Here is a 26,202-nt window from a genome sequence, read left to right as displayed (position 1 = left end):
TTCCAGAGCAGAGCAAGCGACACCCCCCGGATGGCCAAGAAGCCGCAACCCATCACCCCTTCCGCGATCCCGGGCCCTCAAGGTTCTGCGGGTTCCTCGGGCCCCGCCTACCGCCCGACCGCCTCGCGCGGCGTGATGGTCGCCAGCTACCTGCTGATGCTGGCGGCGCTGCTGCTGGTGATGTGGGAGCACCTGCTGCCGGGGTTGCTGTGCGTGTGCATCGGCTTTCTGGCCACGCGCTGGTTCGCGCGCATCCTCACCACGGGCCTGGCGCGCATTCCGGCGCTGGGCAAGCGCCCTGAGCGGGCGCTGGGCTGGGCCAACGTGCTGGCCGTCATCCTGGTGCTGCTGGGCCCCATCGCGCTGCTCACGCTGGCGCTGTCGCAAGCCCGGGAATACATCGTCGACGCGCCCGACCAGTACCGCGAGCTGCTCGACTACACGGCGCGCACCGTGCTCGAGCTGCGCTCCAAGCTCCCGGTCGAGATCGCGGCCTACCTGCCCGAGGGCGCGGCTGAAATCCAGCGCGTCATCGCCAACTACCTGCGCGCGCAGGCCGGCTCGCTGGCCATGGCCGGGCGTGCCTGGCTGCACGGGCTGCTCTTTTCGTACGTGGGGCTGATCGTCGGCGCGCTGGCGGCGGTGTCGCATGCGGCGCTGCGCCGCAAGCCACTGGCCGAGCAGCTGCACCAGCGCGTGCAGACCTTCGGCGAGGCCTTCGGGCAGATCGTGGCCGCCCAGTTCTGGATCGCGGCCTTCAACACGCTGCTGACCGCCATCTTCCTGCTGTTCATCATGCCGATGTGGGGCGCGCACCTGCCGTACACGCCGGCGCTGATCACCCTCACCTTCCTGGCCGGCCTGGTTCCCATCGTGGGCAACCTGGTGTGCAACTCGGTCATCACGCTGGTGGGGCTGTCGGTGTCGCCGGTGACGGCCGCGGCCTGCCTGATCTTCCTGATCGTCATCCACAAGGCCGAATACGTCATCAACGCCAAGGTGGTGGGGGCGCGCACGCAGATGAGCGTGTGGGAGCTGCTGGCCGTGATGTTCGTGGCCGAGGCGATCTTCGGGCCGGCCGGACTGGTGGCTGCGCCGCTGTACTACGCGTACCTGAAGAAAGAGCTACAGGCGGCGGCGCTGGTCTGACGGGGTCCGGGGCTGTTGCCGCCTTCAGGCGGCCATGTCCGGATCTGATCGATTCTGGTCCGACGCGGAGCGGACCGCACCCCTGCCATCGCCAGAGAATACACGGCATCATCTACTCCGCCCCAGTGAGTTCGCCGCCATGAAAATCTGTCTGATTGTGATCGACGCCCAGGAGTCGTTCCGCCAGCGTTCCTACTGGAACCAAGCCCTGGCCGACGCCTACCTGGCGCAGCAGAACGCGCTGGTCGAGGGTTGCGCCGCCTCCGGCATGCCCATCGTGCGGGTGTTCCACACCGATGCGCCGTCGGACGCCAGCAACCCCTTCGCCGTCGAATCGGGCCATGTGCGCCCCCTGGCAGGCTTGGCCGACTTCGAAGCCGCGGCCACCTTCACCAAGCACCGCCACAGCGCGCTGGTCAACAGCGGGCTGGACGTGTGGCTCACGCAGAACGGCATCGGGCGGCTCATCGTGAGCGGCATCCGCACCGAGCAGTGCTGCGAAACCACCACGCGCCACGCCTCGGACCTGGGCTGGGAGGTCGACTACGTGGTCGACGCCACGCTGACCTTCGACATGGTGCAGCCCGACGGCCAACCGCTGTCGGCCGCCGACATCAAGGCGCGCACCGCCACTGTGCTGCAGGGCCGCTTCGCCACCGTGTGCACCGTGGCGCAGGCGCTGGAACGGGCCGTGGCATGAGCGACCCGACGCTGCGCGTGCTCATCCTGGCCTTCGACGGCGTCGAAGCGCTCGACTTCGCCGGCCCCTTCGAGGTGTTCACCACTGCGAGCCGGGTCGCGCAGCGCATGCGCCCCGTCGATGCCACCGGTGCCGCCAGCGCCGCCGTGTTCGACGTCGCCTCGGTCGCGCACGCCGCGCCGGGCCAGCCCGTGCAGGCCCGCGCCGGCCTGCAGCTGCTGGCCAACCACACGCTGGCGAACAGCCCGCAGGCCGACGTGCTCGTCGTGCCGGGTGGCGTGGTCGATGCGGCAATGGCCAGCCCCGACACGCTGCGCTGGATCGCCGCGCAGGCCGCCAAGGCGCAGGTCACTGCCTCGGTGTGCACCGGCGCCTTCCTGCTCGCCGCGAGCGGCGTGGTGACCGACGACGCGGTGACCACGCACTGGGAAGACATTGCCGACCTGCGCGGCCAGTTCCCCGCGCTCGACGTGCGCGACGACGTGCGCTGGGTCGACAACGGCCGCATCGTCAGCTCGGCGGGCATCAGCGCCGGCATCGACATGAGCCTGCACCTCGTGGCGCGGCTGGCCGGCGCCGAGCTGGCCGAGCGCACCGCGCGCCAGATGGACTACGCATGGATTCGCGACCCGCGCACCAGCCCATCCGCGTAGTCTTCGTGCTGCTGCCCGGCAGCCTGGTGCTCGACTGGGCCGGGCCGGCCGAGGCATTGCGCATCGCCAACCAGCGGCTGCGCGCCATGGGGCAGCCCGAGCGCTTCGCCATCGAGTTCGCGAGCCCGCGGCCCACCGCCATCGGCTCGGTCGGCGTGGCGATGTCGGGCCTTGCCGAATTGCCCGCGCAGTGGAACGGCCCGGGCTGGGTGGTGCTGGTCGGCCAGCCCGGCGACCGCATCGACATCGACACGCCCGAGGCGCAGGACATGCTGCACTGGCTGCGCGGCCAGCGCTTCGAGCGCGGGCGGCTGGAGCTGGTGACGATCTGCGCCGGCGCCGTGCTGGCCGCCCATGCCGGCGCGCTGGCGGGCCGCCGCGCCACCACGCACCACCATCACCTGGGCGAGCTGAGCGCCGTGGAGCCGCGCTGCGACGTGGTGAGCAACCGCGTGTTCGTGATCGACCCGCCGCTGTACAGCAGCGCGGGCGTGACGACCGGCATCGACCTGGTGCTGCACCGCATCGCCGAGCTCTGCGGCGAGGCGCTGGCGGCGCAGGTCGCGCAGACCATGGTGGTGGCGCTGCGCCGCGGCCCCAACGACCCCGAGCTGTCGCCCTTTCTCGCCTACCGCAACCACCTGCATGCCGCGCTGCACCGCGTGCAGGACGCCGTCAGCGAGCAGCCGCAGGCCGAATGGAGCGTGCCGCGCATGGCCGAGGTGGGGCACACATCGTCGCGGCACCTCACGCGCCTTTTCGTCGAGCACGCGGGCGTGGCGCCGCTGGCCTACCTGCGCCGGCTGCGGCTGGCCACGGCGCAACTGGCGCTGGCCTCGGGCGCCAGCGTCACGCGGGCGGCGGAGCAGTCGGGCTTCGGCTCCGATACGCAACTGCGCCGCGCGTGGCACCAGTTCGGGCTGCCGGGCTCGCCTTCGGAGGCGCAGTCGGCGTCCGGGGTCTGATTCGGCTGGTTCGCCTCGTTCACTTCATGAAGCAACGTAGGCGCGCGCCCGCGCCAGCAGCAGCGCCCGCTCGCGCGTGTTGCGCGTGAGCGCGGCGGCGCGGTCGAACTCCTTGCGCGCCTCGTCGTGGCGCCCCAGCTTGAAGAGCAGGTCACCGCGCACGGTCGGCAGCAGGTGGTAGCCCTGCAGCGCGGGCTCGTGCACCAGCGCATCGACCACCTCCAGCCCCGCCGCCGGCCCGAAGGCCATCGACAGCGCCACCGCGCGGTTCAGCTCGACGATGGGCGACGGCGACAGCTGGGCCAGCGCGTCGTACAGCGCGGCGATGCGGTGCCAGTCGGTTTCCTCGGCGGTGCGCGCGCGGGCGTGGCACGCGGCAATGGCGGCCTGCAGCGCATAAGGCCCCAGGGCGCCGCCGAGCGCCTCCGCGCGGGCCAGCGCCGCAAGGCCGCGGCCGATCAGCATGTGGTCCCAGCGCGCGCGGTTCTGCGCCAGCAGCAGCACCGGCTCGCCCGACGGGCCCATGCGCGCCGCGGTGCGCGAGGCCTGGATTTCCATCAGCGCGACCAGCCCGTGCACCTCCGCCTCCTTCGGCACCAGCTCGGCCACGATGCGGCCCAGCCGCAGGGCCTCCTCGCACAGCGCGGGGCGCATCCAGTGGTCGCCGGCGGTGGCCGAGTAGCCCTCGTTGAAGACCAGGTAGATCACCTCGAGCACCGACGCGAGCCGGGCTTCGAGCTCGTGACGGCGCGGCACCTCGAAGGGCACGCGCGCCTCGGCCAGCGTGCGCTTGGCGCGCACGATGCGCTGCGCCACCGTGGCCTCGGGCACCAGGAACGCGCGGGCGATCTCGTCGGTGCCCAGGCCGCCCATCACCCGCAGCGTGAGCGCCACGCGCGCCTCGGTCGACAGCACGGGGTGGCAGGCGGTGAACACCAGGCGCAGCAGGTCGTCGCCGATGTCGTCGCCGATGGCCGCATCGACGGCTTCCGAGAACTCGTGCTGCGCCATCTCGTGCCGCGCGTCGAGTTCGCGACCGATCTCGCCGGCCTTGTGCTCGGCCAGTTGCAGGTGGCGCAGCCGGTCGAGCGCGCGGCGCTTGGCCACGGCGGTGAGCCAGGCGGCGGGGTTGTCGGGCACGCCGGCTTCGCGCCATTGCTCCAGGGCCGAGACCAGCGCGTCCTGCGCCAGTTCTTCGGCCAGGCCCACGTCGCGCACCATGCGCGCGACGGTGGCGATGATCTTCGCGGACTCCATGCGCCACACCGCCTCGAGGGTGCGGTGCAAGGCGGGCCCATCGGCGCCCGTGCCTGCAGCCACGTCCATTCCAGCGTCCGCACCCGTGCCCGCGCGGCCCACCTCGGCTCAGCCCCCGGTCTTCCTGACCGTCTGCATCGAGGCCATCTCGGCGGTCACCGCCTGCACCTCGGGCGGAAAGTCTTCGAACTCCTGGACCTGGCGCACCTCGATGACCTCGTTGTCGCCGCCGGGGCAGCGCGTGGCCCATTCGATGGCGTCGGCGCGCGAGGGCACGTCGATCACCCAGAAGCCGCCGAGCACTTCCTTGGCCTCGGCAAAGGGCCCGTCGACGACCTTGGGCTTGCGCCCCTTGAAGCTCACGCGCGCGCCCATCGACGGCGGATGCAGGCCGTCGCAGCTGATCAGCACGCCGGCCTTCTGCATCGACTCGTTGTAGGCCATCATGGCCGACACCGCATCCACGTCGTCGGGAATAGTGCCGGGGGCGGCGGTTTCGTAGCCCTGGGGAATCATCAGCAGCATGAATCGCATGGCGGTCTCCTTGCGTTGCGGCGCGGCTTCAGCGGCCGGCCTGGGTGTGCCCCGCGGTCTCCGCGCGCAGGCGGTCTTCCTGCGCGAGCAGCTCGGGCGTCATCGCGTCGCCGAAGTCGGTGGCCTCGAAGACCTGGCGGATCTCGATCTCGCCTTCCTGGAACGGGCTGCGCTTGATCCATTCGATGGCTTCTTCCTTCGACTTGACCTGGAACAGCCAGAAGCCGGCCAGCAGCTCCTTGGTTTCGGCGAAGGGGCCGTCGATGACGGTGCGCTTGGCGGGCCCCTCGCAGCGCACGCGCGCGCCCTTGGAACTCGGGTGCAGGCCCTCGCCGGCCAGCAGCACGCCGGCCTTGACCAGTTCCTCGTTGAACTTGCCCATGGCGGTGAGGATCTCGGTGCTGGGCATCACGCCGGCTTCGGAATCCTTGTTGGCCTTGACCAGAATCATGAATCGCATGTCGTTTCTCCTGAGGTTGATGAGCGGGGGGAGGCGCTGCACGCTGAACACTGGAATTAGCGCGCTCCCTGTTCACACGTCGAACGAGCAAGAGGCGGATCGACACGGTGGCATCGATCTGCCTGTAAATTCTTGTTTCCGGACTCAGGCCACGTTCGGGCTCGGGCCCGAACTCAGGTCGAATCGCTGCAGAACCGCAGCACGTGCCCGTCGGGCTCGCGGATCGCGAACTCGCGCAGCCCCCAGGGCTGGGACGCCGGCGGCTCGATGACCGTCACGCCGCGCTTCACATAGGCCGCGTGCAGGCCGTCGATGTCCCGGGCCACCTGGATCACGATTTCGCCGCGCCAGGGTTTCGCGTCGCGTGCATTGCATTGCCACAGCCGCAGGAAGACCGGGTCGCCATGGCTGCGGTCGCCCTTCGGATCGCCTTTTTTCACACGGGCGTAGCTGGGCGGCTCCCCGGCGATGAAGTCGAGCTCGAAGCCCAGCACCTCGCAAAACCAGCGCGCCGCACGCGACACGTCCGACACCGGCAGCACCGGCTGCACGCCATGGAACCCGTGCAGGGTGCCCAGGTCGGGCGCCGGGATCACACCGGCCTTGGCGCTCATCAGCTGGCCAGTCGGCGCAGGGTGGCGACGCGCTCGGCGATCAGGTCGATGTCCAGCGCGTCTTCCGCCTTGGCCAGGTAGGTTTCCAGGTCGCGCACGGCCTGGGCGGTGTTGCCCTGCTCGGCATGCGCGATACCGCGGTCGCGGTATTCGCCCCAGGCGCTGGGCAGCAGCACCACCAGGCGGTCTTGCACGGCGATGACGCGTTGCCAGTCTTCCTGCGCCTGGTGCACTTCCTTCAGGTTGCGCAGCATGCGGGCGATGATCTCGCGCGAGCTGGCCGGCTGCAGGTACAGGCCCAGCGGCACGTCGAAGTCGCCGACCAGGCCGTTGCTGCGCTTGTAGGGCTCCAGCCGCTCGCCGAGTTCCTCGCGCGAGAGCGACTTGCCGGTGAACGGGTCGATCACCACCTGCCCCTTGGGCAGCGTCACCTTCAACATGAAGTGGCCCGGGAAACCGACGCCCCGCGCCTGCAGGCCCAGGCCCTGCGCCAGCTCCATCCAGAGCACGGCCAGCGAGATCGGAATGCCGCGGCGGGTGCGCAGCACGGCGTTCAGGTAGCTGTTGTCGGGGTCGTAGTAGTCGTTGACATTGCCGCCGAAGCTCAGGTCGCTGAAGAAGAACTGGTTCAGCGCCCGCAGGCGCGCCAGCGGTGCGGCGTCGCTGGGCAGGCGGCGCTTCAGGCGCGCCAGCAGCTGGTCGACGTCGCCGAGCACCTGCTGCACGTCGAGTTCGGGGTACTCGTCTTGCGCCAGGCTGGCGGCGGCCTCGAGCAGCGGAAAGTGATCGTCGCTGCGTACCAGCGATTCGAAATACTCCAGTGCGGTGGGAAGCTGAAAGCTGAACGTCATGTGTCTTTGTAGAGGAGCCCGCCCGGAGCGTCAAGGATTGGCGGGGGATGCGGCCTCAGCGCCGCATGAAGCTGCGCAGCCGCACGCCCACCGCCGCGAGCACGGCGAAATACAGCAGCGCGGCGCCGGCGACCAGCGCGGCGAGCAGGCCGATGCGCGCCAGGCGGTGCTCGCGCAGGCCGATCCAGTCGAAATGCTGCGAGCCCCAAGCCAGCAGCGCGGCCAGCACCAGCGTGCCCGTGAGCACCTGCAGCGCGAACTTGCCCCAGCCCGGCTCGGGCTTGTAGCTGCCGCGGCGCTTCAGGCCGACCAGCAGCCAGGTCGAGTTGACCAGCGCGCCGATGGCGATGGTCAGCGTCAGCGCAGCGTGCTGGAACACCGGCACCAGGAAGAAATTGAGCACCTGCGTGAGCACCAGCACGCCCACGGCGATGAGCATGGGCGTGCGGGTGTCGTGCTTGGCGTAGTAGCCCGGCGCCAGCACCTTCACCGCCACGATGCCGACGAGCCCCACGCCGTAGCCCATCAGCGCCAGCGTGGTGTGGTCGACGTCGACCGCCTTGTACGCGCCGTTGTGGAACAGCACCGCCACCAGCGGCTTGGCGAACAGCAGCAACGCGACGGCGCAGGGCGCCGACAGCAGCACCACCAGCCGCAGGCCCCAGTCGAGCAGCGACGAATAGCGCGCGTCGTCCTTCGCGGCGCGGGCCATGGCCAGCTGCGGCATCAGGATGACGCCCAGCGCCACGCCGAGCATGGCGGTGGGGAACTCCATCAGCCGGTCGGCATTGGTGATCCAGGTGACGCTGCCCTCGGCCAGGTGCGAGGCAATCTGCGTGTTGATGAGCAGCGATATCTGCGCCACGCTCACGCCCAGCAGCGCCGGCAGCATCAGCTTGAGCACCTTGCGGGTGGTTGGGTCGGCCCACGCGGTGCGCAGCGCCTTGAAGCTCGCGCCCACGCGCGGCATCAGCCCGAGCTTGCGCAGCGCCGGAATCTGCAGGCCCAGCTGCAGCACGCCGCCCACCAGCACGCCCATGCACTGCGCATAGATGGGCTCGATGCCCCAGCGGCGAAACAGCGGCGCGCCGAGCGAAATCGACAGGATCAACGCGATGTTGAGCAACACCGGCGACGCCGCCGGCACGGCGAACTTGCGCCAGGTGTTCAGGATGCCGCCCGCCAGCGCCACCAGCGACATGAAGCCGATGTAGGGGAACATCCAGCGCGTCATGACCACGGCCGCGTCGAACCCCGGCAGCCCGCTGGCCATGGCCCAGACCAGGAGCGGCGCGCCGGCCACGCCGGCCACGCACACGATCACCAGGGTCCAGGTCAGCAGCGTGGCGACGTGGTCGATGAGCTGCTGGGCGCCCTCCTGCCCGGCTTCGGTCTTGCGCGCGGCCAGCACCGGCACGAAGGCTTGGCTGAAGGCGCCTTCGCCGAACACCCGGCGAAACAGGTTGGGAATGCGAAACGCGACGTTGAAGGCGTCGGTCAGCGCGCTGACGCCGAAGACCGAGGCGAAGAGCACGTCGCGCACGAGGCCCGTGATCCGCGAAGCGAGGGTCAGCAGGGAGACGGTGGAAGCGGATTTGAGCAGTGACACGGGGGCCGAGTGTAGGGCCCGACGCCAGGAGAGACGGCCCCGAAACGGCCCGATTCGCCGCCGGATTGGGCAAAACCGCCAACCCGGCCTATAATGGAAGGCTTTGCTGCATCATCCTCAGACACCTAAGGAATAAATCATGGCATCCGCCAAGCCCAAGAAAAAGAACCCGCGCCTCGCCTCCGGCCGTAAGCGCGTCCGCCAGGACACCAAGCTCAACGCTGCGAACACCTCGCTGCGCTCCAAATACCGTACCGCTGTCAAGAACGTCGAAAAGGCTGTTCTGGCTGGCGACAAGACCAAGGCAAGCGAACTGTTCGCGAAGGCCCAGAGCATCGTCGACACCGTCGCCGACAAGGGCATCTTCCACAAGAACAAGGCAGCCCGCGACAAGAGCCGCCTGTCGGCCAAGGTCAAGGCCCTCGCCCTCGCGCCTGAAAAGGCAGCCGCCTGACACCTGTCAGGCAAGCCCGGACCGGAATTCTCCGGTCCGCCGTTTGATCGGGGTGCGCTGCAGCAAAGTGTAAAAAACCGCCTTCGGGCGGTTTTTTCATGGGCGCTCGGTTTTCAGGGCTTGGGCGGCTCGACCGGGATCACGGGGGCGACCGGGTCCGAACGCACTGTGGCGGCCACCGGCGTTTGCGCGGCCTTGGGCATGGCGGGCGCGGGCGGAGCCGGCGACACCTCGGACACCTGCAGGTCGTTGTCCTTGGCGAAGTTCACGCAGAAGTCCCAGGCCATGGGCTCGGCGTCGCGCAGGTCGCGGTTGACGATCACGCACTTCACGCCGTTGATGGACGTGGGCACGCACCAGGGGGAATAGCTCAGGTAGCTGCCCGGAAAGGCGCCACCGGGGCGAAAGGAGCTCATGACGCCGGCAAGGCGCTCGGCCCAATCGCTCGGGCGAAAGGTCCGGCCATCGCGGGTGATGCCCTGGATGAAGATTTCTTTGGCTGTGGGGGAAATCATCGTTGATTGAGGCGACCGGAACAGGTGCTGCGGTGCAGCAAGCGATTGTATCCGCGCCACTTTTTGCATCCTGAACATCGGGCATTGCTGTGATGCGCAATCCTCAACGAAGCCGTCAAATCGCGCGCCTAGAATTCGTGCTCCCTTACTGGAGATACCGAATGAGCGCCACTGCCCAGCCCACCTCGCCCCACGTCATGAACACCTACGGTCGCCTGCCGATCGCGCTGTCGCACGGCCAGGGCTGCCGAGTGTGGGACACCACGGGCAAGGCCTACATCGACGGCCTCGGCGGCATCGCCGTGAACACGCTGGGCCACAACCACCCCGAGCTGGTGCCCGCCCTGCACGACCAGCTGACCAAGCTGATCCACAGCTCCAACTACTACCACGTGCCCGGCCAGGAGCAACTGGCCGCCAAGCTGACCGAGCTGTCCGGCCTCACCAACGCCTTCTTCTGCTCCACCGGCCTCGAAGCCAACGAAGCCGCCCTGAAGCTGGCGCGCAAGTTCGGCCACGACAAGGGCATCGAGCGCCCCGAGATCGTCGTGTACGAAGCCGCCTTCCACGGCCGGAGCATCGCCACCCTGTCGGCCACTGGCAACCCCAAGGTGCAGGCCGGCTTCGGCCCGCTGGTCGAGGGCTTCATCCGCGTGCCGCTGAACGACATCGAAGCGCTGAAGAAGGCCACCGAAGGCAACCCCAACGTGGTCGCCGTGTTCTTCGAGACCATCCAGGGCGAAGGCGGCATCCACCCGATGCGCGTCGAATACCTCAAGCAGGTGCGCGCCCTGTGCGACGAGCGCGACTGGCTCATGATGATCGACGAAGTGCAGTGCGGCATGGGCCGCACCGGCAAGTGGTTCGCCCACCAGTGGGCGGGCATCAAGCCCGACGTGATGCCGCTGGCCAAGGGCCTGGGCTCGGGCGTGCCCATCGGCGCCGTGGTGGCCGGCCCCAAGGCCGCCAACATCTTCGGGCCGGGCAACCACGGCACCACGTTCGGCGGCAATCCGCTGGCCATGCGCGCCGGTGTGGAAACCATCCGCATCATGGAAGAGCACAAGCTGCTCGAGAACGCCGCCACCGTCGGCGCCCACCTGAAGGCGGCGCTGGAGCGCGAGATCGGCGAGCTGCCGGGCGTGAGCGACATCCGCGGCCAGGGCCTGATGCTGGGCATCGAGCTCGACCGCCCCTGCGGCGCGATCCTGAACCGCGCCTGCGACGCCGGCCTGCTGCTGAGCGTGACGGCCGACAAGGTCATTCGCCTCGTGCCCCCGCTCATCCTGAGCATTGCCGAGGCCGACGAAATCGTCGCCATCCTGGCGCCCATCGTCAAAAACTTCCTGTCGGAGCCTGCCGCCCAATGACGACCGCCTCGACAACCGCCGCCACCACGTCGCCGCACGCCATCCGGCACTACCTGCAGTTCTCGGACCTCACGGCCGACGAGTACGTCTATTTGTTCGACCGCATGGCGGTCATCAAGAAGAAGTTCAAGACCTACGAGAAGCACCAGCCGCTGACCGACCGCACGATGGCCATGATCTTCGAGAAGGCCAGCACGCGCACCCGCGTGAGCTTCGAGGCCGGCATGTACCAGCTCGGCGGCAGCGTGGTGCACCTGACCACGGGCGACAGCCAGCTCGGGCGTGCCGAGCCCATCGAGGACAGCGCCAAGGTCATCAGCCGCATGGTTGACCTGGTGATGATCCGCACCTACGAGCAGACCAAGATCGACACCTTCGCCGCGCACTCGCGCGTGCCCGTCATCAACGGCCTGACCAACGAGTTCCATCCCTGCCAGATATTGGCGGACATCTTCACGTACATCGAGCACCGCGGTTCCATCCAGGGCAAGACCGTGGCGTGGGTGGGCGACGGCAACAACATGGCCAACACCTGGCTGCAGGCGGCAGAGATCCTGGGCTTTACGGTGCACGTGAGCACGCCCAGCGGCTACGAGGTCGACCAGTCGATCGCAGGCATCCGCTCGGGCGACAGCTACAAGGTCTTCAAGGACCCGATGGAAGCCTGCCGCGGCGCCGACCTGGTCACCACCGACGTGTGGACCAGCATGGGCTACGAAGCCGAGAACGAGGCCCGCCGCAAGGCCTTCGCCGACTGGTGCGTCGACGAGGACATGATGCGCGCGGCCCAGCCCGACGCCCTCTTCATGCACTGCCTGCCCGCCCACCGCGGCGAAGAGGTGCAGGCCGAGGTCATCGACGGCCCGCAGTCGGTGGTGTGGGACGAGGCCGAAAACCGGCTGCATGCCCAAAAGGCGCTGATGGAGTTCCTGCTGCTCGGCAGGCTCTGAGCGTCAGACCGAACGTCACGAGCAACACACAGCCGGCCGCCGCATGTCCGATTGCCAGCAATGCGGCGCCTGCTGCGCCAGCTACCGTGTCGACTTCAGCGTGCACGAGCTCGACGACAACGGCGGCAGGGTGCCGTCGGGCCTGGCCGTCGAGGTGAACGACGCCATCTGCCGCATGCGCGGCACCGACCACACGCCCATGCGCTGCGCCGCCCTCACCGGCAAGATCGGCCAGTCCGTGGGCTGCGGCATCTACGAATGGCGCCCCAACCCCTGCCACGAGCTGCAGTCCGGCAGCGACGCCTGCGAACGCGCCCGCGCGCGCCACGGGTTGCCTCCGTTTTCTTCGGTGTCCTTGCCGTCCTCGCTGCACTGACCCGATCAACTCGTCACGTGCTGTGTTGGAAATAACCGACACCACGACCCCTCGGCCGGCGCTAACTTCGCGCCATGGCTTCCTCACACCCGCAACGCATCTGGGACATTTCGCCGCCCGTGCATGAAGGCACGCCGGTGTTTCCCGGCGACACGCCCTACCAGCAGCGCTGGGCCGCGACCATTTCGCCGGGCTGCCCGGTGAACGTCAGCGAGATCAGGCTCTCGCCCCACGTCGGCGCGCACGCCGACGCGCCGCTGCACTACGACCCCGAAGGCCAGGCCATCGGCCATGTCGATCTCGCGCCCTTCCTCGGCCCCTGCCGCGTGATCCATGCGATCGAGAAGGGCCCGCTCATCGAGTGGGAGCACATTGCCCACGCCGTCGACAGCCGGCTGCCGCCGCGCGTGCTGGTGCGCACCTACACCACCATGCCGATCGACCGCTGGGACCCGCAGCTGGCGGCCTACGCACCGCAAACGGTCGAGCGCCTGGCCGCCATGGGCGTGAAGCTCATCGGCATCGACACCGCCAGCATCGACCCGGCCGACAGCAAGACGCTGGAAAGCCACCAACGCATTCGCCGCCTCGACCTGCGCGTGCTCGAGAACCTCGTGCTCGACGACGTGCCCGAGGGCGACTACGAACTCATCGCGCTGCCGCTGAAGCTGGTCAGCGCCGATGCCTCCCCCGTTCGCGCCGTGCTGCGCGAACTCCATCGCTGAAACCTGCCCTATGACGACACTTGCAGACTGCCGCGCACTCGACGCGCAAGACCCGCTGCGCGCCCTGCGTGACCAATTCACCGTGCCCGAGGGCGTGCTCTACCTCGACGGCAACTCGCTCGGCGTGATGCCCAAGGCCGCGCCCGCGCGCATCGCCGAAGTCGTCACCAAGGAATGGGGCGAAGGCCTGATCCGCTCGTGGAACACCGCCAGCTGGTTCGACCTGCCGCAGCGCCTGGGCGACAAGGTGGCCCGCGTGATCGGCGCCGCGCCCGGCGAAGTGGTGTGCACCGACAGCACCTCGGTCAATCTCTACAAGGTGCTGTTCGCGGCGCTGTCGCAGCAGAAGGACAGCGGCCGCAAGCTGGTGGTGAGCGAACGCAGCAACTTCCCGACCGATCTCTACATCGCCGAATCGCTGTGCCGCGAGCGCGGCTTCTCGCTCAAGCTGATCGACGCGGCCGAGCTGCAAGGCCCGGGTTCGGTGCTGACCGACGAAGTCGCCGTGCTCATGCTGACGCACGTCAACTACCGCACCGGCGCCATGCACGACATGAAGGCCATCACCGCCGCGGCGCACGCGGTGGGCGCGCTCACGGTGTGGGACCTGGCGCACAGCGCCGGCGCCGTGCCGGTTGCCTTGAACGACAGCAATGCCGACTACGCCATCGGCTGCGGCTACAAGTACCTGAACGGCGGCCCCGGCGCGCCGGCTTTCGCCTGGGTCAACACCCGGCACGCGGGCCAGTTCGAGCAACCGCTGTCCGGCTGGTGGGGCCACGCCGCGCCCTTCGAGTTCACACCGCACTACCGCCCTGCTCCGGGCGTGGGCCGCTACCTGTGCGGCACGCAACCCATCATCGCGCTGGCCGGCCTGGAGTGCGGGCTCGACACCGTGCTGGCCGCCGAAGCCTTCAACGGCACGAACGGTGCCATGGCCGCGCTGCGCACCAAGTCGCTCGCGCTGACCGACCTGTTCATCGAGCTGGTCGAAGAACGCTGCGCCGGACAAGGCCTGTCGCTCGTCACGCCGCGCGAGCACGCACAGCGTGGTTCGCAGGTGTGCCTCAGCCGCGAGAACCCTGACGATCCGCAAGGCGGCTCGGGCGCCTACGCCATCGTGCAGGCGCTGATTGCACGCGGCGTCATCGGCGACTACCGCGCCGGCGATTCGCAGATGCCCGACATCCTGCGCTTCGGCTTCACGCCGCTGTACATCGGCTTCGAGGACGTGTGGAACTCGGTCGAGCACCTGGTGCAGGTGCTCGAGTCAGGCGAGTGGAAGCGCGAAGAGTTCAACCGCAAGAACGCAGTCACCTGAGCCGCGCGCTCCCCTTTTCTTCACCCTTTTTCATGACGCACATCACACGCCGGCTGTTCGCCGCCCTGGCCCCGTTGCTGCTGCTGAGCGCGCCTGCGCTCGCGTTCGCGCAGCAGCAGCCGACCTTCACCCTGCCGCAGCTGAAGGCCTTCGCGGCCCTCACGCCCGACGCCTTCCGCCAGGAAATCAAGCGCCAGGGCTTCTCGTACCGCGACAAGACCGTGACCGAGGAAATCAGCATGCTCGAGTACGAGAAATTCGTCGACGGCCAGACCACCAACCTGATGAAGTCCACCTACGTGGAAAGCCGCGCCGACGAGAACAGCGTGCAGCTCTCGACCACCGACAAGGCCGCCTTCGACAAGCTCGTGAAGGAAGCGCGCGACACCGGCTACGTGCCGGCAGAAAAGGGCCGCATCCCGGGCGGCGAGACCTACCAGCAGTTCAAGCGCAAGAGCGAGGCCGTGCGCTTCGTGTACCCGAAGAAAGACGCCGGCATGGGCCTGCCTTCCTACACCGCCGTGGTCTGGCGATGACCCGCCAGCCAACATCATGACCACCGACAAGACACCCGAGCACATCGTCCACGAAGAGAAGGCGCAGCTGGACTTCAGCAAGTCCATGAGCTACGGCGACTACCTGCACCTCGACCAGATCCTCAGCGCGCAGCATCCGCTGTCGCCCGCGCACGACGAGCTGCTGTTCATCGTGCAGCACCAGACCAGCGAGCTCTGGATGAAGCTCATGCTGCACGAGCTGCGCGCCGCCACCCGGTGCATCGCCGAAGAGAAACTGGCCGACGCCTTCAAGATGCTCGCGCGCGTGAGCCGCATCATGGAACAGCTCGTGAGCGCATGGACCGTGCTGTCGACCATGACGCCGCCCGAGTACACGGCCATGCGCCCCTACCTTGCCAGCTCCAGCGGTTTCCAGAGCGCGCAGTACCGCTGCATCGAGTTCGCGCTGGGCAACAAGAACGCCGCCATGCTCAAGCCGCACCAGCACCGCGCCGACCTGCTCGCGCAGGTCGAGGAGGCCTACCGCGCGCCGTCGCTGTACGACGAGTCGCTGCGCCTGCTCGCACGCCACGGCGTGCCGGTGCCGGCCGACCGCCTGGAGCGCGACTGGACGCAACCCTACGAGTCGAGCGAAGGCGTGGAGGCCGCGTGGCTCGCCGTGTACCGCGACCCGCACGCGCACTGGGACCTGTACCAGCTCGGCGAGAAGCTCACCGACCTGGAAGACGCCTTCCGCCTCTGGCGCTTTCGCCATGTGACGACGGTGGAACGCGTGATCGGCTTCAAGCGCGGAACCGGTGGCACCGGCGGGGTGAGCTATCTGCGCAAGATGCTCGACGTGGTGCTGTTTCCGGAAATCTGGAAGATTCGTACGGATCTTTGAGGGGGCTGTGGGGGCCGCGCGCAACCCCAACCCCCTCATGAAGCTGGGGTGGCACCGATTGCCCCGTTGACGCAACACGCTACAGTTTTGCAAACAACGGAGACCCTGCCATGAACGACATCCGGCTCACTCCCGACGAGCTCTCCACCCTGCGCGAACATGGCATCGTGCTGTTCGCGGACCGCGTGATCTTCGATGCGCAGCCGCCCATGCCGCAGGAGCAGATCGACGCCGTGCAGGCGCAGTGCGCAGGCGCGCTCCCCGAGGCGCTGCGCACGCTGTGGCAAACCACGGCGGGCGGGCGGCTCGACTACGACCTGTCGCTCGACATGAACGGCAACCTCGAGGCCATCAGCTGGAGCGAGCTGTTCTGGAACGGCAGCGACGGCTACCACGACCTGCAGGGCTGGATCGCACACGAGCTCGAACTGGCGCAAGAAGCCGCACAGGAAGCCGCGCAAGAAAGCGGCACGCCCTGGAGCGGCAAGCTCACGCACCTGCCCATCGGCGGCTTCGAGTACACCGACCGCATTTACGCCGTGGTGGAGCCCGGCGCCGAGCAAGGCCAGGTCGTGGCTTGGAAGAAGGGCCTGCCGCCGGCCTGGACGCACGCGTTGCACGAAGACAGCGTGAACACCGTCGCCACCGACCTGCACGGCGCGTTCGCGGCCCTGCACCTCGACGAAGATCCGCTGGCGCCCACGAGCGACTATTTCTCGGGCCAGACGCTGATCGAATACCTCGACGACCGCCACGAAGACCACGGGCTCGACCTCGACCTGATGGACAAGCTGGTGGCCTTCTACAGCCGCGCGGTGGTCGACTGGCGCACGCCGCTGGCCGAAGGCACGCTGCGCCACCATCCGTCGCTCGCACGCGCGGCGCTGCTCCACGCAACGGGCGCGGACGACGCCGAGCTGGTCGCATCGCTCGCCGCCGCGGGCGTGGGCTTCGACGGGCCGATGCAGGGCAGCGCGCTCGCCACCGATGTCGCGGTGAGCCACGGCGCCTTTGCCGCGGCCGCTGCGCTGGTGCGCGCGGGCGCGCCCGTGGCGGCTGATGCGCTGCGCAACATCGACGGACAGATCTCGCCCGAGCTCACGCAGGCATTGCTGGACAACGGCGCGGAGCCCAACGTGTCGGCCATCGTGAAATGCGCGGCCTGCGGCGCGCCCGCGAGCGCGCACCTGATCGCGGAAGCCTGCGCCAAGGCGGGCATCGACGTGCCGCCCGCGTTCATCGACGAGCGCGATGCGATGTTGCTGGATCTGGAAGACACCTTGGCCCGGATGCAAGGCGGTGCCTACGGCCACTACCTCGGGCAGGAAGGCATCGCGGAGCGCATCGAGCACCTGCAGGCGTTTCGGCTCTGAGGCGTTGCGGTTTGCGTCGAGTGCGCTGTTCACCCGCCCCGGAAGGTACTCGAAGGCCTGGAACTCAACCGCCGTAAAGCCAGGGCTGGTCGAGCAACCTGGCGCCCAGCACGCGCATCGCCATGTCGCGCCCCAAGCGCACCGCGCCCGTCGCATGAAAGATCTCGCCGTTGCGCCGCGCCCTCGCCTGCACCTGCGCATTGCGCGCCCAGCGCGCTTCGGCGTAGCGCGCGAAGGCGGCGGGCACATCGACCGCGCTGCCGTCGCCGAGGGCATCGGCCAACGCCACGGCGTCTTCTATCGCCATGCCCGCGCCCTGCGCCAGGTACGGGACCATCGGGTGCGCGGCGTCGCCCACCAGCGCCACGCGCTCGTGGGCCATGTCTGCGGCGGAGGTCATGGGCGCGCGGTCGCCCAGCGACCATGCGCGCCAGGCGGGCATCGCGTCCAGCAGCGCCTGCAGGCCCGCGCAACTGCGGCCCATGGCCTGCTTCAATGCGGCGATGCTGCCGGACTGGTCCCAATCTCGCGCATCGCCTGCCGGAGCCGATTCAGCGATCACCACCACGTTGAGCCAGTCGCCGCCGCGCACCGGGTACGCCACCGCATGCAGCCTCGGGCCCAGCCACACGTGCACCTGCGTGCGGCGCAAGGCGGCAGGCAGGCTGGCCTGCTCGGCCATGGCGCGCCAGGCCGTGTGGCCGGTCACGCGGGGCGGCTCGTCGGCCAGTGGGGTATCGAGTTGGCGGCGCACGATGCTCCACAGGCCGTCGGCCCCGACGATGGCCTCGCCCTCCCAGGCGCGCGCGTCGGTGCTCGACAGGCAGACCAGGTCGTCGCTGGTCTCCACCTGCTGGATGCGCGCGGCCGTGACCAGCGTGCCGTTGCCGCGCGCGCGCACGGCGTCGAGCAGCAGGCCGTGCAGGTCGGCGCGGTGCACGCAGACGTAGGGAGCGCCGTAGCGCTGCTGCATGGTGTCGCCGAGCGGCATGCGGGCCAGTTCGGCACCGCTCTCGGCGCTGTGCACCACCAGCGCATCGGGCCGCGCGGCGATGGCCGCGAGCCCCGTGTCCAGGTCGAGCTGTCGAAGACGCCGCGTGACGTTGGGGCCCAGCTGCACGCCGGCACCGATTTCCGCGAAGGCCGCGGCCTGCTCGAGCACGTCGGCGCGGTGGCCTCGGCGGGACAGCGCCAGCGCGGCGGCAAGCCCCCCGATGCCGCCGCCGGCGACGAGGATGTGCGCGGGCATCGGGCTCAGCGGCTGTGCGTGGAGGACAGCGTGCTGGGCGTGCTGGACTTGTGAAGGATGGCCTGGTCGGCTTCGGGTTGCTTCAGCGGCGCCTGGGCCTTGGGCGCGCAGCTGCCGCAGGTGTCGCACGAGCCGCAGCCCGAGGTCTTGGCCAGCGAGGCGGCCAGCTCCTTCGCGCGCGCTTCGTCGACCCAGCCCGCGCGGTGCGTGCCGGCCGCGAGTTTCTGCGCAGCGCCGCGGCGCCACCCCGCGGGCATCCAGCGCCACACCGCGTAGAACGCGGCCGCCGCGACGATCAATCCGACGATCAGTTGCTGTGCCATTTCTTCTTCAAACCTTTCAGCGTCGAGGTCGGTTTTAACCTGCTCCGAGTGCCACTGCAACGCGGTAGGTGATGAAGCAGGCGGCATAGGCCAGCGCGAACAGGTAGCCCGCCATGATCCACACGTACTTCCACGAACCGGTCTCGCGCTTGACGGCCGCGAGCGTCGAGATGCACTGCGGCGCGAACACGTACCAGACCAGCAGCGACAGCGCAGTGGCCAGCGACCAGCTGCCCGCAATCAGCGGCTCCAGCGCGCCCGCCACGTCGTCGCCGGTGGACGAGAGCGCATACACCGTGCCCAGCGCGCCCACCGCCACCTCGCGCGCGGCCATGCCCGGCACCAGCGCGATGGAGATCTGCCAGTTGAAGCCGATGGGCGCGAAGATGTGCTCCAGCCCGCGGCCGATCATGCCGGCCAGGCTGTACTGGATGGCGGGGCCCGTCGCGCCTTCGGGCGGCGACGGAAAGGTCGACAGGAACCACAGCAGGATGGTCAGCGTGAGGATGATGGTGCCCACGCGCTGGATGAAGATCCACGCCCGCTCGTACAGGCCCAGCGCCAGGTTGCGCGGATTGGGCCAGCGGTAGGCCGGCAGCTCCATCAAGAGCGGCGAATGCGCGGTGTTGTCGCGAAAGCGCTTCATCACCCAGGCCACGGCCATGGCCGAGACGATGCCGAACACATACAGCGCGAACAGCACCACGCCCTGCAGGTTGAACACGCCGCCCACCGTGCGCGCCGGAATGAAGGCCGCGATCAGCAGCGCATACACCGGCAGCCGCGCCGAACACGTCATGAGCGGCGCGATCATGATGGTCGTGATGCGGTCGCGCCAGTTGCTGATGGTGCGCGTGGCCATCACGCCCGGAATGGCGCAGGCAAAGCTCGACAGCAGCGGAATGAACGAGCGCCCCGACAGCCCGACGGTGCCCATCACGCGGTCGAGCAGGAAGGCCGCGCGCGGCAGGTAGCCCGAGTCTTCCAGCGCGAGGATGAAGAGGAAAAGAATCAGGATCTGCGGCAGGAAGACGATGACGCCGCCCACGCCCGCGATCACGCCGTCGACCAGCAGGCTCTGCAGCATGCCCTCGGGCATGGCCGTCTTCAGCAGCCCGCCCAGCGCCTCGGTGCCGGCCTTGATGGCGTCCATGGGCACGTTGGCCCAGCTGAAAACGGCCTGGAACATCAGGAACATGGTCACGGCCAGCACCAGCATGCCCCACACGGGGTGCAGCACGACGCGGTCGATGCGGTCGCTGGTGGCCAGGCTGCCCACGGGCTCCTTCACCGCCAGCCCCAGAATGCGGCGCACCTCGCGCTGCGTGGCCAGCACGTCGTCGAGTCCGGGCGCCTGCCACGGCTGAGGCGCGGCGGCGGCCACGGGCGTATCCAGCGCTTCGAGCAGGCCCTGCGCGCCGCCGGTGTGCACGCCGACGGTCTCGATGACCGGCAGGCCGAGCTCGCGCGAGAGCACGGCCGTGTCGACCACGATGCCCTGCTTCTTGGCCATGTCGGTCATGTTCAGCGCCATCACCATCGGCAGGCCGAGCCGCCTGGCCTCGAGCACCAGGCGCAGGTTCAGCCGAAGGTTGGTGGCGTCGGTGACGCACACCAGCAGGTCGGGCAAGGCTTCCTTGCTCTGGCCGGTGACGATGTCGCGCGTGACGGCCTCGTCGGCGCTCAGCGCGTTCAGGCTGTAGGCGCCCGGCAGGTCGAGCACGAACACGCGGCGGCCCGAGGCGGTGCGCAGCGTGCCCTCCTTGCGCTCGACGGTCACGCCGGCGTAGTTGGCCACCTTCTGGCGGCTGCCGGTCAGCAGGTTGAACAGCGCGGTCTTGCCGCAGTTGGGGTTGCCCAGCAAGGCGATGCGGCCCGGCTGCGCGGTGGCGGCGAGGCGCCCCGGGCCCTGGATGACGGCTTCAACCATGGTGGGCGGCTCCCGGCACGACGTGGATCAGCGCGGCCTCGTGGCGGCGCAATGCGAAGGTGGTGTGGCCCAGGCGAACCGCCAGCGGCTCGCGGCCCGGCAGCCCGCTGGCCACGATGCGCACCGCCTCGCCGGGCACGAAGCCGATCTCGGTCAGTCGCAGCACGAGCTCGCGGTCGTCCGCGCTCTCGGGGCGGGCCACGTCGAGCACGGTGGCCCATTGGTTGTTCGGAAGCTGGTCGAGGTGCAGGACGGCGGGTGCCGGCGCTGCGCCGTTGTCTTTGGTGTGCACGGTGAGGGGGCGCCAGGAATATCGGGCGCGCCAGTAAGCAATACCCGGATGCTAGCAATTCTCACTCGCGAAAGCCTGACCAAACCCCTTCAAAGGCGTCCGAGCCCCGACGAATCGGGGTTTTCGATCAGTTCAGCCCGAGCATGCCGCGCAGTTTCGACAGATCTTCGGCCAGCGTGTTCACCCGCCCGGCCAGCAGCTTGCGGTCGCGTTCGGTGAGTTTCGAATAGGTTTCGAAGCCGCCGTCGGCCGTCTTGTACTTGGCCAGCGTGTCGAACACCACCTTGAAGTTGGCGTCGGTCTTGTCCGAGAAGGCCTTGTTCTCCTTCACCACCAGCGGGCGCAGCAGCTCCACGATCTTGAAGGCGCCCTCGAAGTTCGACTGGAAGTCCCACAGGTCGGTGTGGCTGTAGCGGTTTTCCTCGCCCGAGATCTTGGTGGCGGCCACCTCTTCCATCAGCACGGCGGCGCCGCCCACCACCTTCTCGGGCGGGAAGGTCAGCGCGACCAGGCGCTTCTGCAGCTCGAGCACGTCGGCCAGCAGCTTGTCGGCCACGGGGTTCAGGTCCTTGGTGCTCTTTTGCGTCCACAGGCCGTACTCGATACGGTGGAAGCCGCCGAAGGCCGGGTCCTTCTCGGCCTTCTCGTGGTCGTCGGCGCGCGAGTCGATGGCCTTGTCCAGGTCGTTGAACAGTTCGGCCACGGGCTCGATGCGCTCGTAGCTCGTGCGCGTGGGCGCGTACAGCTTCTTCGCCTTCTCGATGTCGCCGGCCTTCACCGCGGCGGTGAAGGTGCGCGTGTCTGCGGCCAGCTTGCGCACGTTCTCGGCGACGTAGATCTTGTAGTCGGAAATCGGTCCGACCAGCTCGAGCGGCGACACGGCGGCCTGCGCGCCCACGGCATAGAGCCCGGCGAAGCCTGCGACGAAGGTGGCGAGGAAGTGGCGGCGGAACTGCACGGTCATGGAACTCCTGGTTCTGGCGGTGGTGAAAAAAACTTGTGTGCTGGCGACGCGGATTCAGACCGCGACAAAGCCGTGATTCAGGCCGTGATTCAGGCCGCGATCAGCCGGCCATCAGGCTGCGCCCCAGCCAGTCGCGCTCGTCCTGCACGCCCGGCAGCGTGAAGAAGAAGCCGCCGCCGATGGGCTTGATGTACTCCTCGAGCGGCTCCCCGTCCAGGCGCGTCTGCACGGCGATGAAGCCGTTCTCCAGGTTGGCCTGGTAGCAGATGAACAGCAGCCCCATCTCCAGTTGGCCCGATTTGGTGACGCCGTTGGAGTAGTTGAAGGGCCGGCGCAGCATCAGGTTCTTGTCGGAGGCCCGGGTGCGCGGATTGGCCAGGCGGATGTGCGCGTCCATCGGCGTGCGCTTGCCTTCGGGGTCTTTCGCGTAGTCGGGCACGTCGTGCTCGGTCTTGCCGCCGTCCATGGGCGCGCCGGTGGGCTTCAGCCGGCCCATGATGGCCTCCTGCTCCTGCAGCGGCGTGCGGTCCCAGCGCTCCACGAAGTTGCGGATGATGCGCACCGCCTGGTAGCTGCCGCCCACGGCCCAGGCCGGCTCGTCGCTGGCGGGCTGCACCCACACGATGGTGTCCATGAGCGTGTTGTCGGCCGAGTCGGGGTTGGCCGAACCGTCCCTGAAACCGAGGAAGTTGCGCGCGCTTTCCGAAGGCTTGCCGGGCACCGCCGCAATCGGCGGCACGGTGCCTTCCTGCTTCCAGTGCAGCACCAGCAGGTCGGGCGTGTTCTTGATGATGTCGCGCAGCGCGTGGATGTTGGTGTCGGGCGTGTTGGCGCAGAACTGGATCGACAGGTCGCCATGGCACAGCGCGGCGTCCAACGCGTCGTTCGGGTGGCGCTGCATCTGGTTCAGGCGCACCGGCTTCCTTTTGGCCAGGCCGAAGCGCTCGTCGAACAGCGAGGTGCCGACCGACACCGTCACCGTGAGCCCGTCGGGCTGCACCACCGGCCCGAGGATGCCGGAGCCCGCGGGTGGCAGCTTGGGGTCGGGGTCGGTCTGCGGGCCGCCCTGCGTGAGAAAGGCGATGCGCTCGGTGAGCGTCTTGAAAAGCCGCTCCAGGTCGGCGCGGTTCTCGGCCAGCACGAAGAACGAGGCGATCATGCCGGCCGTCGGGCGCGGCGTGACGATGCCCGCCTGGTGCTTGCCGCGGAAGGGCACGCGGTCTTGCGTGTGGGTGCTCTCGGGGGCGTCGGTGACCTGGGCGCCGCTGTCGGGGGCCTTGGGTGCGCCCGAAGGTGCGGCGGCATGCGCGGCGGCCGCGAGCCCGGCGAATGCCACGCCCGCGGCGCCGAGCATGCGGCGGCGGTGCGGGGATGCGGGTTGCCCTTCGGCGGGGACGGCGGTGTCGTTCTTCGGCTTGTCCATGGAGATGTTCTCGCTCTTGCTGTGCGCTCGGCTCATTCCAGGCCGAGCGCGGCGTTCACCTGGCCCAGCGCTTCCGCCAGCGCGCGCACCGGCTCGGCCAGCGCCTTGCGCTGTGCTTCGTCCAGCGGCGCCAGCTTGAAGCCCTCGCCGTCGCCTTTGCTGTCGCGGTACGGCGCCAGCGCGGCGTCGAAGGCGGCGAAGCGTTCGTCCACGCGCTGCTGCAGCGCGGGCGCGGCCTTCACCAGCAGCGGCTGCAGCAGCTCCGCGATCTTCTTCGTGCCTTCGTAGGTGCCCTGCAGGTTCACCAGTTCGGCATGCCCGTAGTGGTCTTCGCCGCCCGCGGGCAGGTTGTCGGCCACGCGGCGCAGCAGCTTCGAGGCCGAGCCGGCCAGGCGCTCCGGCGGCATGTTCAGCGCGCGCAGGCGCTCCTTGAGCACGCCGATGTCGGCCGTGAGCTGCGCGACCACCGGCCCGAGCGACTTCACGTCGTTCTGGCTGTACAGCGCGTACTCGATGCGGTGGAAGCCGGTGAAGCCGGCGTCGGCCTCGCGCTTCTCGAAGTAGTCGGCACGCGCGTTGATGCGGGTGTCCAGGTCGGCGAACAGCTCGGCCATCGGCTCGATGCGCTTGTAGGCCTGGTGCGCGGGGGCGTAGAGCGCCCTAGCCTGCTGCAGGTCGCCGGCCTTCACGGCGTCGGCCAGCGCGTGCACCGCGTCGTCGAGCGAGCCGGCCTCCAGCCGCAGGAACACCTGGTACTCGGCCAGCGCGCCCACGTAGTTGACCAGCGACGGCCGCGCCGCCTCGGCGTCGGAAGCGGCCGAGGGCGTCACGCGCAGCGTGCCGCGCGGGTTGCTCAGCAGGCCGCAGGTGATGGCGAATTCACCCGGCTGCAGCTTCACGGTCATGGTCTGCGAGAAGCCCGGCGCGATGTTCTCGCGCTCTTCCACCACCATGACGCCGTCGAGAATTTCCCACTCCAGCGCGCGATTCGACTTGTTGACGATGGTGAAGGTGGTGCGCCCCGCGGGCACGGTGATCTCGTTGGGCTCGCAGGCGTTGCCCTGGATGGTGACGGTCACGGCGTTGTCGGCCGCCTTGGCTGGCGCCTTCTGGGCCTCTTTGGAGGCGTACCAGAAGGCCGCGAGCCCGGCGACCACCAGCAGCGCCGACGCGGCCACCGCCACGCGCATCAGGGTGGACGAGACGGCTTTGGAGTCGGGGGACGGGGAAGAAGAAGGAGAGGAAGACATCGAAGGTTTTCAGCCGGCCGCGGCCGCGCGTGGCGCCGGCGGCGTGGAGGCCGAGCGCAGGAAGAAGAACAGGGCCACGGCCAGGAAGGCCAGGTACACGACCACCTCGCCCACCACGGGCGCGGCCTGGTAGCCCAGCAGGCCCGAGAGCACGGCGCCCACGGGGCTGTCCATGGGCAGCGTGTCGCTCATGTCGAACACCACCGTCTGCAGGTGGTTCCACACGCCGCCTTCGTGCAGCTTGCGCAGCACGCCGGCCAGCAGGCCCGCGGCCACCAGGAGAATGAACAGGCCCGTGTAGCGGAAGAAGCGGCGTAGGTCGAGCCGCACGCCGCCCGAGTACAGGCCCCAGCCGATCGCCACCGACACCGCGATGCCGGCCAGCGCGCCCACGGGCGCTTCCCAGCCGCTGCTCTGCTGGAACACCGCCAGCAGGAAGAACACCGACTCCAGCCCTTCGCGCGCCACGGCGAGAAACACCATGCCGATGAGCGCCCAGCCCTGGCCGTCCGCGCCCCGGGTCAGCGCCTTGTCGATGGAGGCCTGCAACTCGCCCTTGATGGAGCGCGCGGCCTTGCGCATCCAGAACACCATCGAGGTCAGCATGACCACGGCGATGAGCCCGACCACGCCTTCGAACAGCTCCTGCTGCTTCTGCGGAAACTCCGCCGCCAGCAGTTGCAGGCCGGCCCCCGCGAACAGCGACAGCGCGGTGGCCAGCAGCACGCCGACCCACACCGCGGGCATCAGCGCGCCGCGTCCGCTTTGCTTGAGGTAGCTGGCGACGATGCCGACGATCAGCGCGGCTTCGATGCCTTCGCGCAGCATGATGAGAAAGGGGATGAGCATCGGCATCGCAATTCAGGGCAGGAGGAGTCCCCGGAGCCGGCACGGTCAGCAGCGCTTGGCGTTGGCCCCTCGGAGGAGCGAACGAGCATAACCCATCAAATAAGAGACATTCTCATCTAGGGGCTTTAACTTACCGAATGGTAATGATTGCTCCCGACCAGGCCGCTGGGCGCTGATCGCTCACACGGCGAGTTCGACGATGCGCGCGCTGACGGCGTCGCCGTCGATCGTCAGCTCGGCCACCGCGATGGGCAGGCTGAAGCGCCGCGGCCCCGCGCTGCCCGGGTTCACGTAGAGCACGCCGTCGCGCTCTTCCACCTTCGGTTTGTGCGAATGGCCCGAGACCACCACGCGCACGCCGGCGGCGCGCGGGGCGATGTCGAGCTGCGAGAGATCGTGGATGGCGTAAAGGCCAATGCCGCCGAACACCACGCGTTCGGTCTCGGCGATGCCCGCCGCCCAGGGCTCGCGGTCGTTGTTGCCGCGAACCACCGTCAGCGGCGCCATCGCGCGCAGCGCTTCGAGGATGCCGGCGTTGCCGATGTCCCCGCCGTGCACGATGAAGTCGCTGCCCCGCAGGGCTTCCACGGCCTGCGGGCGCAGCAGGCCGTGGGTGTCGGAGATGAGCCCGACGCGGATCAAGGC

The 26,202-nt window shown here is 68.9% G+C and carries 29 protein-coding genes; 13 read left to right on the top strand and 16 right to left on the bottom strand.

The genetic code is table 11. The features are described from left to right. Positions 1 to 30: 30 nt before the first annotated feature. The 4 genes from QTI51_RS03120 (at position 31) to QTI51_RS03105 (ending at position 3,467) form a co-directional block, all read left to right on the top strand. On the top strand, positions 31 to 1,149 hold the full coding sequence (locus tag QTI51_RS03120) for an AI-2E family transporter (protein ID WP_116908200.1): 1,119 nt from the start codon (positions 31 to 33) through the stop codon (positions 1,147 to 1,149). A 139-nt stretch (positions 1,150 to 1,288) separates the two neighbouring features. Further along, the gene (locus tag QTI51_RS03115) at positions 1,289 to 1,849 is read left to right on the top strand and encodes an isochorismatase family protein (protein ID WP_116908201.1); all 561 of its coding nucleotides are present in this window, start codon (positions 1,289 to 1,291) and stop codon (positions 1,847 to 1,849) included. Continuing rightward, entirely contained in the window at positions 1,846 to 2,502 is a 657-nt protein-coding gene (locus QTI51_RS03110) for a DJ-1/PfpI family protein (RefSeq protein ID WP_116908202.1), read from the top strand. Before QTI51_RS03115 ends, QTI51_RS03110 begins: the two co-directional genes overlap by 4 nt. Further along, the gene (locus QTI51_RS03105) at positions 2,466 to 3,467 is read left to right on the top strand and encodes a GlxA family transcriptional regulator (RefSeq protein WP_116908203.1); all 1,002 of its coding nucleotides are present in this window, start codon (positions 2,466 to 2,468) and stop codon (positions 3,465 to 3,467) included. The genes QTI51_RS03110 and QTI51_RS03105 overlap by 37 nt, the downstream gene beginning before the upstream one ends. A 24-nt stretch (positions 3,468 to 3,491) precedes the next feature. On the opposite strand, the gene QTI51_RS03100 is transcribed toward QTI51_RS03105, so the two are convergent. From QTI51_RS03100 to murJ, 6 genes are all read right to left on the bottom strand, one after another. Further along, a complete protein-coding gene (locus QTI51_RS03100) occupies positions 3,492 to 4,793 on the bottom strand; it encodes an RNA polymerase sigma factor (protein WP_116908204.1) in 1,302 nt (433 codons plus the stop codon). Positions 4,794 to 4,832: 39 nt separating this feature from the next. Then, the gene (locus tag QTI51_RS03095; protein WP_116908205.1) at positions 4,833 to 5,258 is read right to left on the bottom strand and encodes a YciI family protein; all 426 of its coding nucleotides are present in this window, start codon (positions 5,256 to 5,258) and stop codon (positions 4,833 to 4,835) included. Between the two features lie 28 nt (positions 5,259 to 5,286). Further along, positions 5,287 to 5,718: a YciI family protein gene (locus QTI51_RS03090; protein ID WP_116908557.1), complete on the bottom strand. Its 432-nt coding sequence runs from the start codon at positions 5,716 to 5,718 to the stop codon at positions 5,287 to 5,289. Between the two features lie 173 nt (positions 5,719 to 5,891). Then, positions 5,892 to 6,332, bottom strand: coding sequence for a bleomycin resistance protein (locus tag QTI51_RS03085; RefSeq protein ID WP_116908206.1), 441 nt, complete (start codon positions 6,330 to 6,332; stop codon positions 5,892 to 5,894). Continuing rightward, the gene (locus QTI51_RS03080) at positions 6,332 to 7,183 is read right to left on the bottom strand and encodes a SirB1 family protein (RefSeq protein ID WP_116908207.1); all 852 of its coding nucleotides are present in this window, start codon (positions 7,181 to 7,183) and stop codon (positions 6,332 to 6,334) included. The genes QTI51_RS03085 and QTI51_RS03080 overlap by 1 nt, the downstream gene beginning before the upstream one ends. A 55-nt stretch (positions 7,184 to 7,238) precedes the next feature. After that, positions 7,239 to 8,792: a murein biosynthesis integral membrane protein MurJ gene (murJ, locus tag QTI51_RS03075; RefSeq protein WP_116908208.1), complete on the bottom strand. Its 1,554-nt coding sequence runs from the start codon at positions 8,790 to 8,792 to the stop codon at positions 7,239 to 7,241. Between the two features lie 139 nt (positions 8,793 to 8,931). On the opposite strand from murJ, the gene rpsT reads away from it, so the two are divergent. Further along, complete coding sequence (rpsT, locus tag QTI51_RS03070) at positions 8,932 to 9,246, top strand: 30S ribosomal protein S20 (protein ID WP_007831346.1); 315 nt, start codon at positions 8,932 to 8,934, stop codon at positions 9,244 to 9,246. A 113-nt stretch (positions 9,247 to 9,359) separates the two neighbouring features. On the opposite strand, the gene QTI51_RS03065 is transcribed toward rpsT, so the two are convergent. Then, the gene (locus QTI51_RS03065; protein WP_116908209.1) at positions 9,360 to 9,761 is read right to left on the bottom strand and encodes a DUF3579 domain-containing protein; all 402 of its coding nucleotides are present in this window, start codon (positions 9,759 to 9,761) and stop codon (positions 9,360 to 9,362) included. Positions 9,762 to 9,922: 161 nt separating this feature from the next. Here QTI51_RS03065 and QTI51_RS03060 point away from each other — a divergent pair, with 161 nt between their 5' ends. From QTI51_RS03060 to QTI51_RS03025, 8 genes are all read left to right on the top strand, one after another. Continuing rightward, a complete protein-coding gene (locus QTI51_RS03060; protein ID WP_116908210.1) occupies positions 9,923 to 11,131 on the top strand; it encodes an aspartate aminotransferase family protein in 1,209 nt (402 codons plus the stop codon). Further along, complete coding sequence (gene argF, locus QTI51_RS03055) at positions 11,128 to 12,081, top strand: ornithine carbamoyltransferase (RefSeq protein WP_116908211.1); 954 nt, start codon at positions 11,128 to 11,130, stop codon at positions 12,079 to 12,081. Before QTI51_RS03060 ends, argF begins: the two co-directional genes overlap by 4 nt. A 43-nt stretch (positions 12,082 to 12,124) precedes the next feature. Next, positions 12,125 to 12,457 (top strand): YkgJ family cysteine cluster protein, encoded by a 333-nt coding sequence (locus QTI51_RS03050; protein WP_116908212.1) that lies wholly within the window; start codon positions 12,125 to 12,127, stop codon positions 12,455 to 12,457. A gap of 74 nt (positions 12,458 to 12,531) precedes the next feature. Then, entirely contained in the window at positions 12,532 to 13,182 is a 651-nt protein-coding gene (gene kynB, locus QTI51_RS03045; protein WP_116908213.1) for an arylformamidase, read from the top strand. Positions 13,183 to 13,192: 10 nt separating this feature from the next. Further along, on the top strand, positions 13,193 to 14,503 hold the full coding sequence (gene kynU / locus QTI51_RS03040) for a kynureninase (RefSeq protein ID WP_116908214.1): 1,311 nt from the start codon (positions 13,193 to 13,195) through the stop codon (positions 14,501 to 14,503). A gap of 32 nt (positions 14,504 to 14,535) precedes the next feature. Then, on the top strand, positions 14,536 to 15,039 hold the full coding sequence (locus QTI51_RS03035) for a hypothetical protein (RefSeq protein ID WP_116908215.1): 504 nt from the start codon (positions 14,536 to 14,538) through the stop codon (positions 15,037 to 15,039). A gap of 16 nt (positions 15,040 to 15,055) precedes the next feature. Next, on the top strand, positions 15,056 to 15,904 hold the full coding sequence (kynA, locus tag QTI51_RS03030) for a tryptophan 2,3-dioxygenase (protein ID WP_116908216.1): 849 nt from the start codon (positions 15,056 to 15,058) through the stop codon (positions 15,902 to 15,904). A gap of 110 nt (positions 15,905 to 16,014) precedes the next feature. Next, on the top strand, positions 16,015 to 17,277 hold the full coding sequence (locus tag QTI51_RS03025) for an SMI1/KNR4 family protein (protein WP_116908217.1): 1,263 nt from the start codon (positions 16,015 to 16,017) through the stop codon (positions 17,275 to 17,277). Between the two features lie 64 nt (positions 17,278 to 17,341). Here the strand turns inward: QTI51_RS03025 and QTI51_RS03020 are convergent, their stop codons facing one another. From QTI51_RS03020 to QTI51_RS02980, 9 genes are all read right to left on the bottom strand, one after another. Continuing rightward, complete coding sequence (locus tag QTI51_RS03020; RefSeq protein WP_116908218.1) at positions 17,342 to 18,526, bottom strand: FAD-dependent monooxygenase; 1,185 nt, start codon at positions 18,524 to 18,526, stop codon at positions 17,342 to 17,344. 5 nt (positions 18,527 to 18,531) lie between these two features. Further along, a complete protein-coding gene (locus QTI51_RS03015; RefSeq protein ID WP_116908219.1) occupies positions 18,532 to 18,849 on the bottom strand; it encodes a DUF6587 family protein in 318 nt (105 codons plus the stop codon). A gap of 34 nt (positions 18,850 to 18,883) precedes the next feature. Next, positions 18,884 to 20,779 carry a ferrous iron transporter B gene (feoB, locus tag QTI51_RS03010; RefSeq protein WP_116908220.1) on the bottom strand — a complete coding sequence of 632 codons (1,896 nt, stop codon included), beginning with the start codon at positions 20,777 to 20,779 and terminating at the stop codon, positions 18,884 to 18,886. After that, positions 20,772 to 21,071 carry a FeoA family protein gene (locus QTI51_RS03005; protein WP_116908221.1) on the bottom strand — a complete coding sequence of 100 codons (300 nt, stop codon included), beginning with the start codon at positions 21,069 to 21,071 and terminating at the stop codon, positions 20,772 to 20,774. Before QTI51_RS03005 ends, feoB begins: the two co-directional genes overlap by 8 nt. Positions 21,072 to 21,198: 127 nt before the next feature. Beyond that, positions 21,199 to 22,035: an iron uptake system protein EfeO gene (gene efeO, locus QTI51_RS03000; protein WP_116908222.1), complete on the bottom strand. Its 837-nt coding sequence runs from the start codon at positions 22,033 to 22,035 to the stop codon at positions 21,199 to 21,201. A gap of 100 nt (positions 22,036 to 22,135) precedes the next feature. Beyond that, positions 22,136 to 23,458, bottom strand: coding sequence for an iron uptake transporter deferrochelatase/peroxidase subunit (gene efeB / locus QTI51_RS02995; protein WP_116908558.1), 1,323 nt, complete (start codon positions 23,456 to 23,458; stop codon positions 22,136 to 22,138). Between the two features lie 32 nt (positions 23,459 to 23,490). Further along, positions 23,491 to 24,708 carry an iron uptake system protein EfeO gene (gene efeO / locus QTI51_RS02990; RefSeq protein ID WP_286512920.1) on the bottom strand — a complete coding sequence of 406 codons (1,218 nt, stop codon included), beginning with the start codon at positions 24,706 to 24,708 and terminating at the stop codon, positions 23,491 to 23,493. Between the two features lie 9 nt (positions 24,709 to 24,717). Further along, positions 24,718 to 25,557, bottom strand: a complete 840-nt coding sequence (efeU, locus tag QTI51_RS02985; RefSeq protein WP_116908224.1) for an iron uptake transporter permease EfeU — start codon at positions 25,555 to 25,557, stop codon at positions 24,718 to 24,720. Between the two features lie 180 nt (positions 25,558 to 25,737). Next, the gene (locus QTI51_RS02980) at positions 25,738 to 26,199 is read right to left on the bottom strand and encodes a metallophosphoesterase family protein (RefSeq protein WP_116908225.1); all 462 of its coding nucleotides are present in this window, start codon (positions 26,197 to 26,199) and stop codon (positions 25,738 to 25,740) included. Between the last annotated feature and the right edge of the window lie 3 nt (positions 26,200 to 26,202).

Origin of the sequence: Variovorax sp. J22G73 (assembly GCF_030317035.1) — a bacterium.
Taxonomy (GTDB): domain Bacteria; phylum Pseudomonadota; class Gammaproteobacteria; order Burkholderiales; family Burkholderiaceae_C; genus Variovorax.
Note: the sequence above shows the minus strand (reverse complement) of the source record. Positions and strands in the feature narration are given on the sequence as shown.

Coding starts and splice junctions, on each gene's coding strand:
- feoB (WP_116908220.1), bottom strand. CDS start 20,779: ATGGTTGAAGCCGTCATCCAGGGCCCGGGGCGCCTCGCCGCCACCGCG.
- QTI51_RS03025 (WP_116908217.1), top strand. CDS start 16,015: ATGAACGACATCCGGCTCACTCCCGACGAGCTCTCCACCCTGCGCGAA.
- kynA (WP_116908216.1), top strand. CDS start 15,056: ATGACCACCGACAAGACACCCGAGCACATCGTCCACGAAGAGAAGGCG.
- QTI51_RS03085 (WP_116908206.1), bottom strand. CDS start 6,332: ATGAGCGCCAAGGCCGGTGTGATCCCGGCGCCCGACCTGGGCACCCTG.
- efeU (WP_116908224.1), bottom strand. CDS start 25,557: ATGCTCATCCCCTTTCTCATCATGCTGCGCGAAGGCATCGAAGCCGCG.
- QTI51_RS03100 (WP_116908204.1), bottom strand. CDS start 4,793: ATGGACGTGGCTGCAGGCACGGGCGCCGATGGGCCCGCCTTGCACCGC.
- efeO (WP_286512920.1), bottom strand. CDS start 24,708: ATGTCTTCCTCTCCTTCTTCTTCCCCGTCCCCCGACTCCAAAGCCGTC.
- QTI51_RS03035 (WP_116908215.1), top strand. CDS start 14,536: ATGACGCACATCACACGCCGGCTGTTCGCCGCCCTGGCCCCGTTGCTG.
- QTI51_RS03095 (WP_116908205.1), bottom strand. CDS start 5,258: ATGCGATTCATGCTGCTGATGATTCCCCAGGGCTACGAAACCGCCGCC.
- QTI51_RS03020 (WP_116908218.1), bottom strand. CDS start 18,526: ATGCCCGCGCACATCCTCGTCGCCGGCGGCGGCATCGGGGGGCTTGCC.
- QTI51_RS03060 (WP_116908210.1), top strand. CDS start 9,923: ATGAGCGCCACTGCCCAGCCCACCTCGCCCCACGTCATGAACACCTAC.
- efeO (WP_116908222.1), bottom strand. CDS start 22,035: ATGACCGTGCAGTTCCGCCGCCACTTCCTCGCCACCTTCGTCGCAGGC.
- argF (WP_116908211.1), top strand. CDS start 11,128: ATGACGACCGCCTCGACAACCGCCGCCACCACGTCGCCGCACGCCATC.
- efeB (WP_116908558.1), bottom strand. CDS start 23,458: ATGGACAAGCCGAAGAACGACACCGCCGTCCCCGCCGAAGGGCAACCC.
- QTI51_RS03065 (WP_116908209.1), bottom strand. CDS start 9,761: ATGATTTCCCCCACAGCCAAAGAAATCTTCATCCAGGGCATCACCCGC.
- QTI51_RS03050 (WP_116908212.1), top strand. CDS start 12,125: ATGTCCGATTGCCAGCAATGCGGCGCCTGCTGCGCCAGCTACCGTGTC.
- QTI51_RS03110 (WP_116908202.1), top strand. CDS start 1,846: ATGAGCGACCCGACGCTGCGCGTGCTCATCCTGGCCTTCGACGGCGTC.
- QTI51_RS03105 (WP_116908203.1), top strand. CDS start 2,466: ATGGATTCGCGACCCGCGCACCAGCCCATCCGCGTAGTCTTCGTGCTG.
- QTI51_RS03080 (WP_116908207.1), bottom strand. CDS start 7,183: ATGACGTTCAGCTTTCAGCTTCCCACCGCACTGGAGTATTTCGAATCG.
- QTI51_RS03120 (WP_116908200.1), top strand. CDS start 31: ATGGCCAAGAAGCCGCAACCCATCACCCCTTCCGCGATCCCGGGCCCT.
- QTI51_RS03090 (WP_116908557.1), bottom strand. CDS start 5,718: ATGCGATTCATGATTCTGGTCAAGGCCAACAAGGATTCCGAAGCCGGC.
- kynU (WP_116908214.1), top strand. CDS start 13,193: ATGACGACACTTGCAGACTGCCGCGCACTCGACGCGCAAGACCCGCTG.
- rpsT (WP_007831346.1), top strand. CDS start 8,932: ATGGCATCCGCCAAGCCCAAGAAAAAGAACCCGCGCCTCGCCTCCGGC.
- QTI51_RS03115 (WP_116908201.1), top strand. CDS start 1,289: ATGAAAATCTGTCTGATTGTGATCGACGCCCAGGAGTCGTTCCGCCAG.
- kynB (WP_116908213.1), top strand. CDS start 12,532: ATGGCTTCCTCACACCCGCAACGCATCTGGGACATTTCGCCGCCCGTG.
- QTI51_RS03015 (WP_116908219.1), bottom strand. CDS start 18,849: ATGGCACAGCAACTGATCGTCGGATTGATCGTCGCGGCGGCCGCGTTC.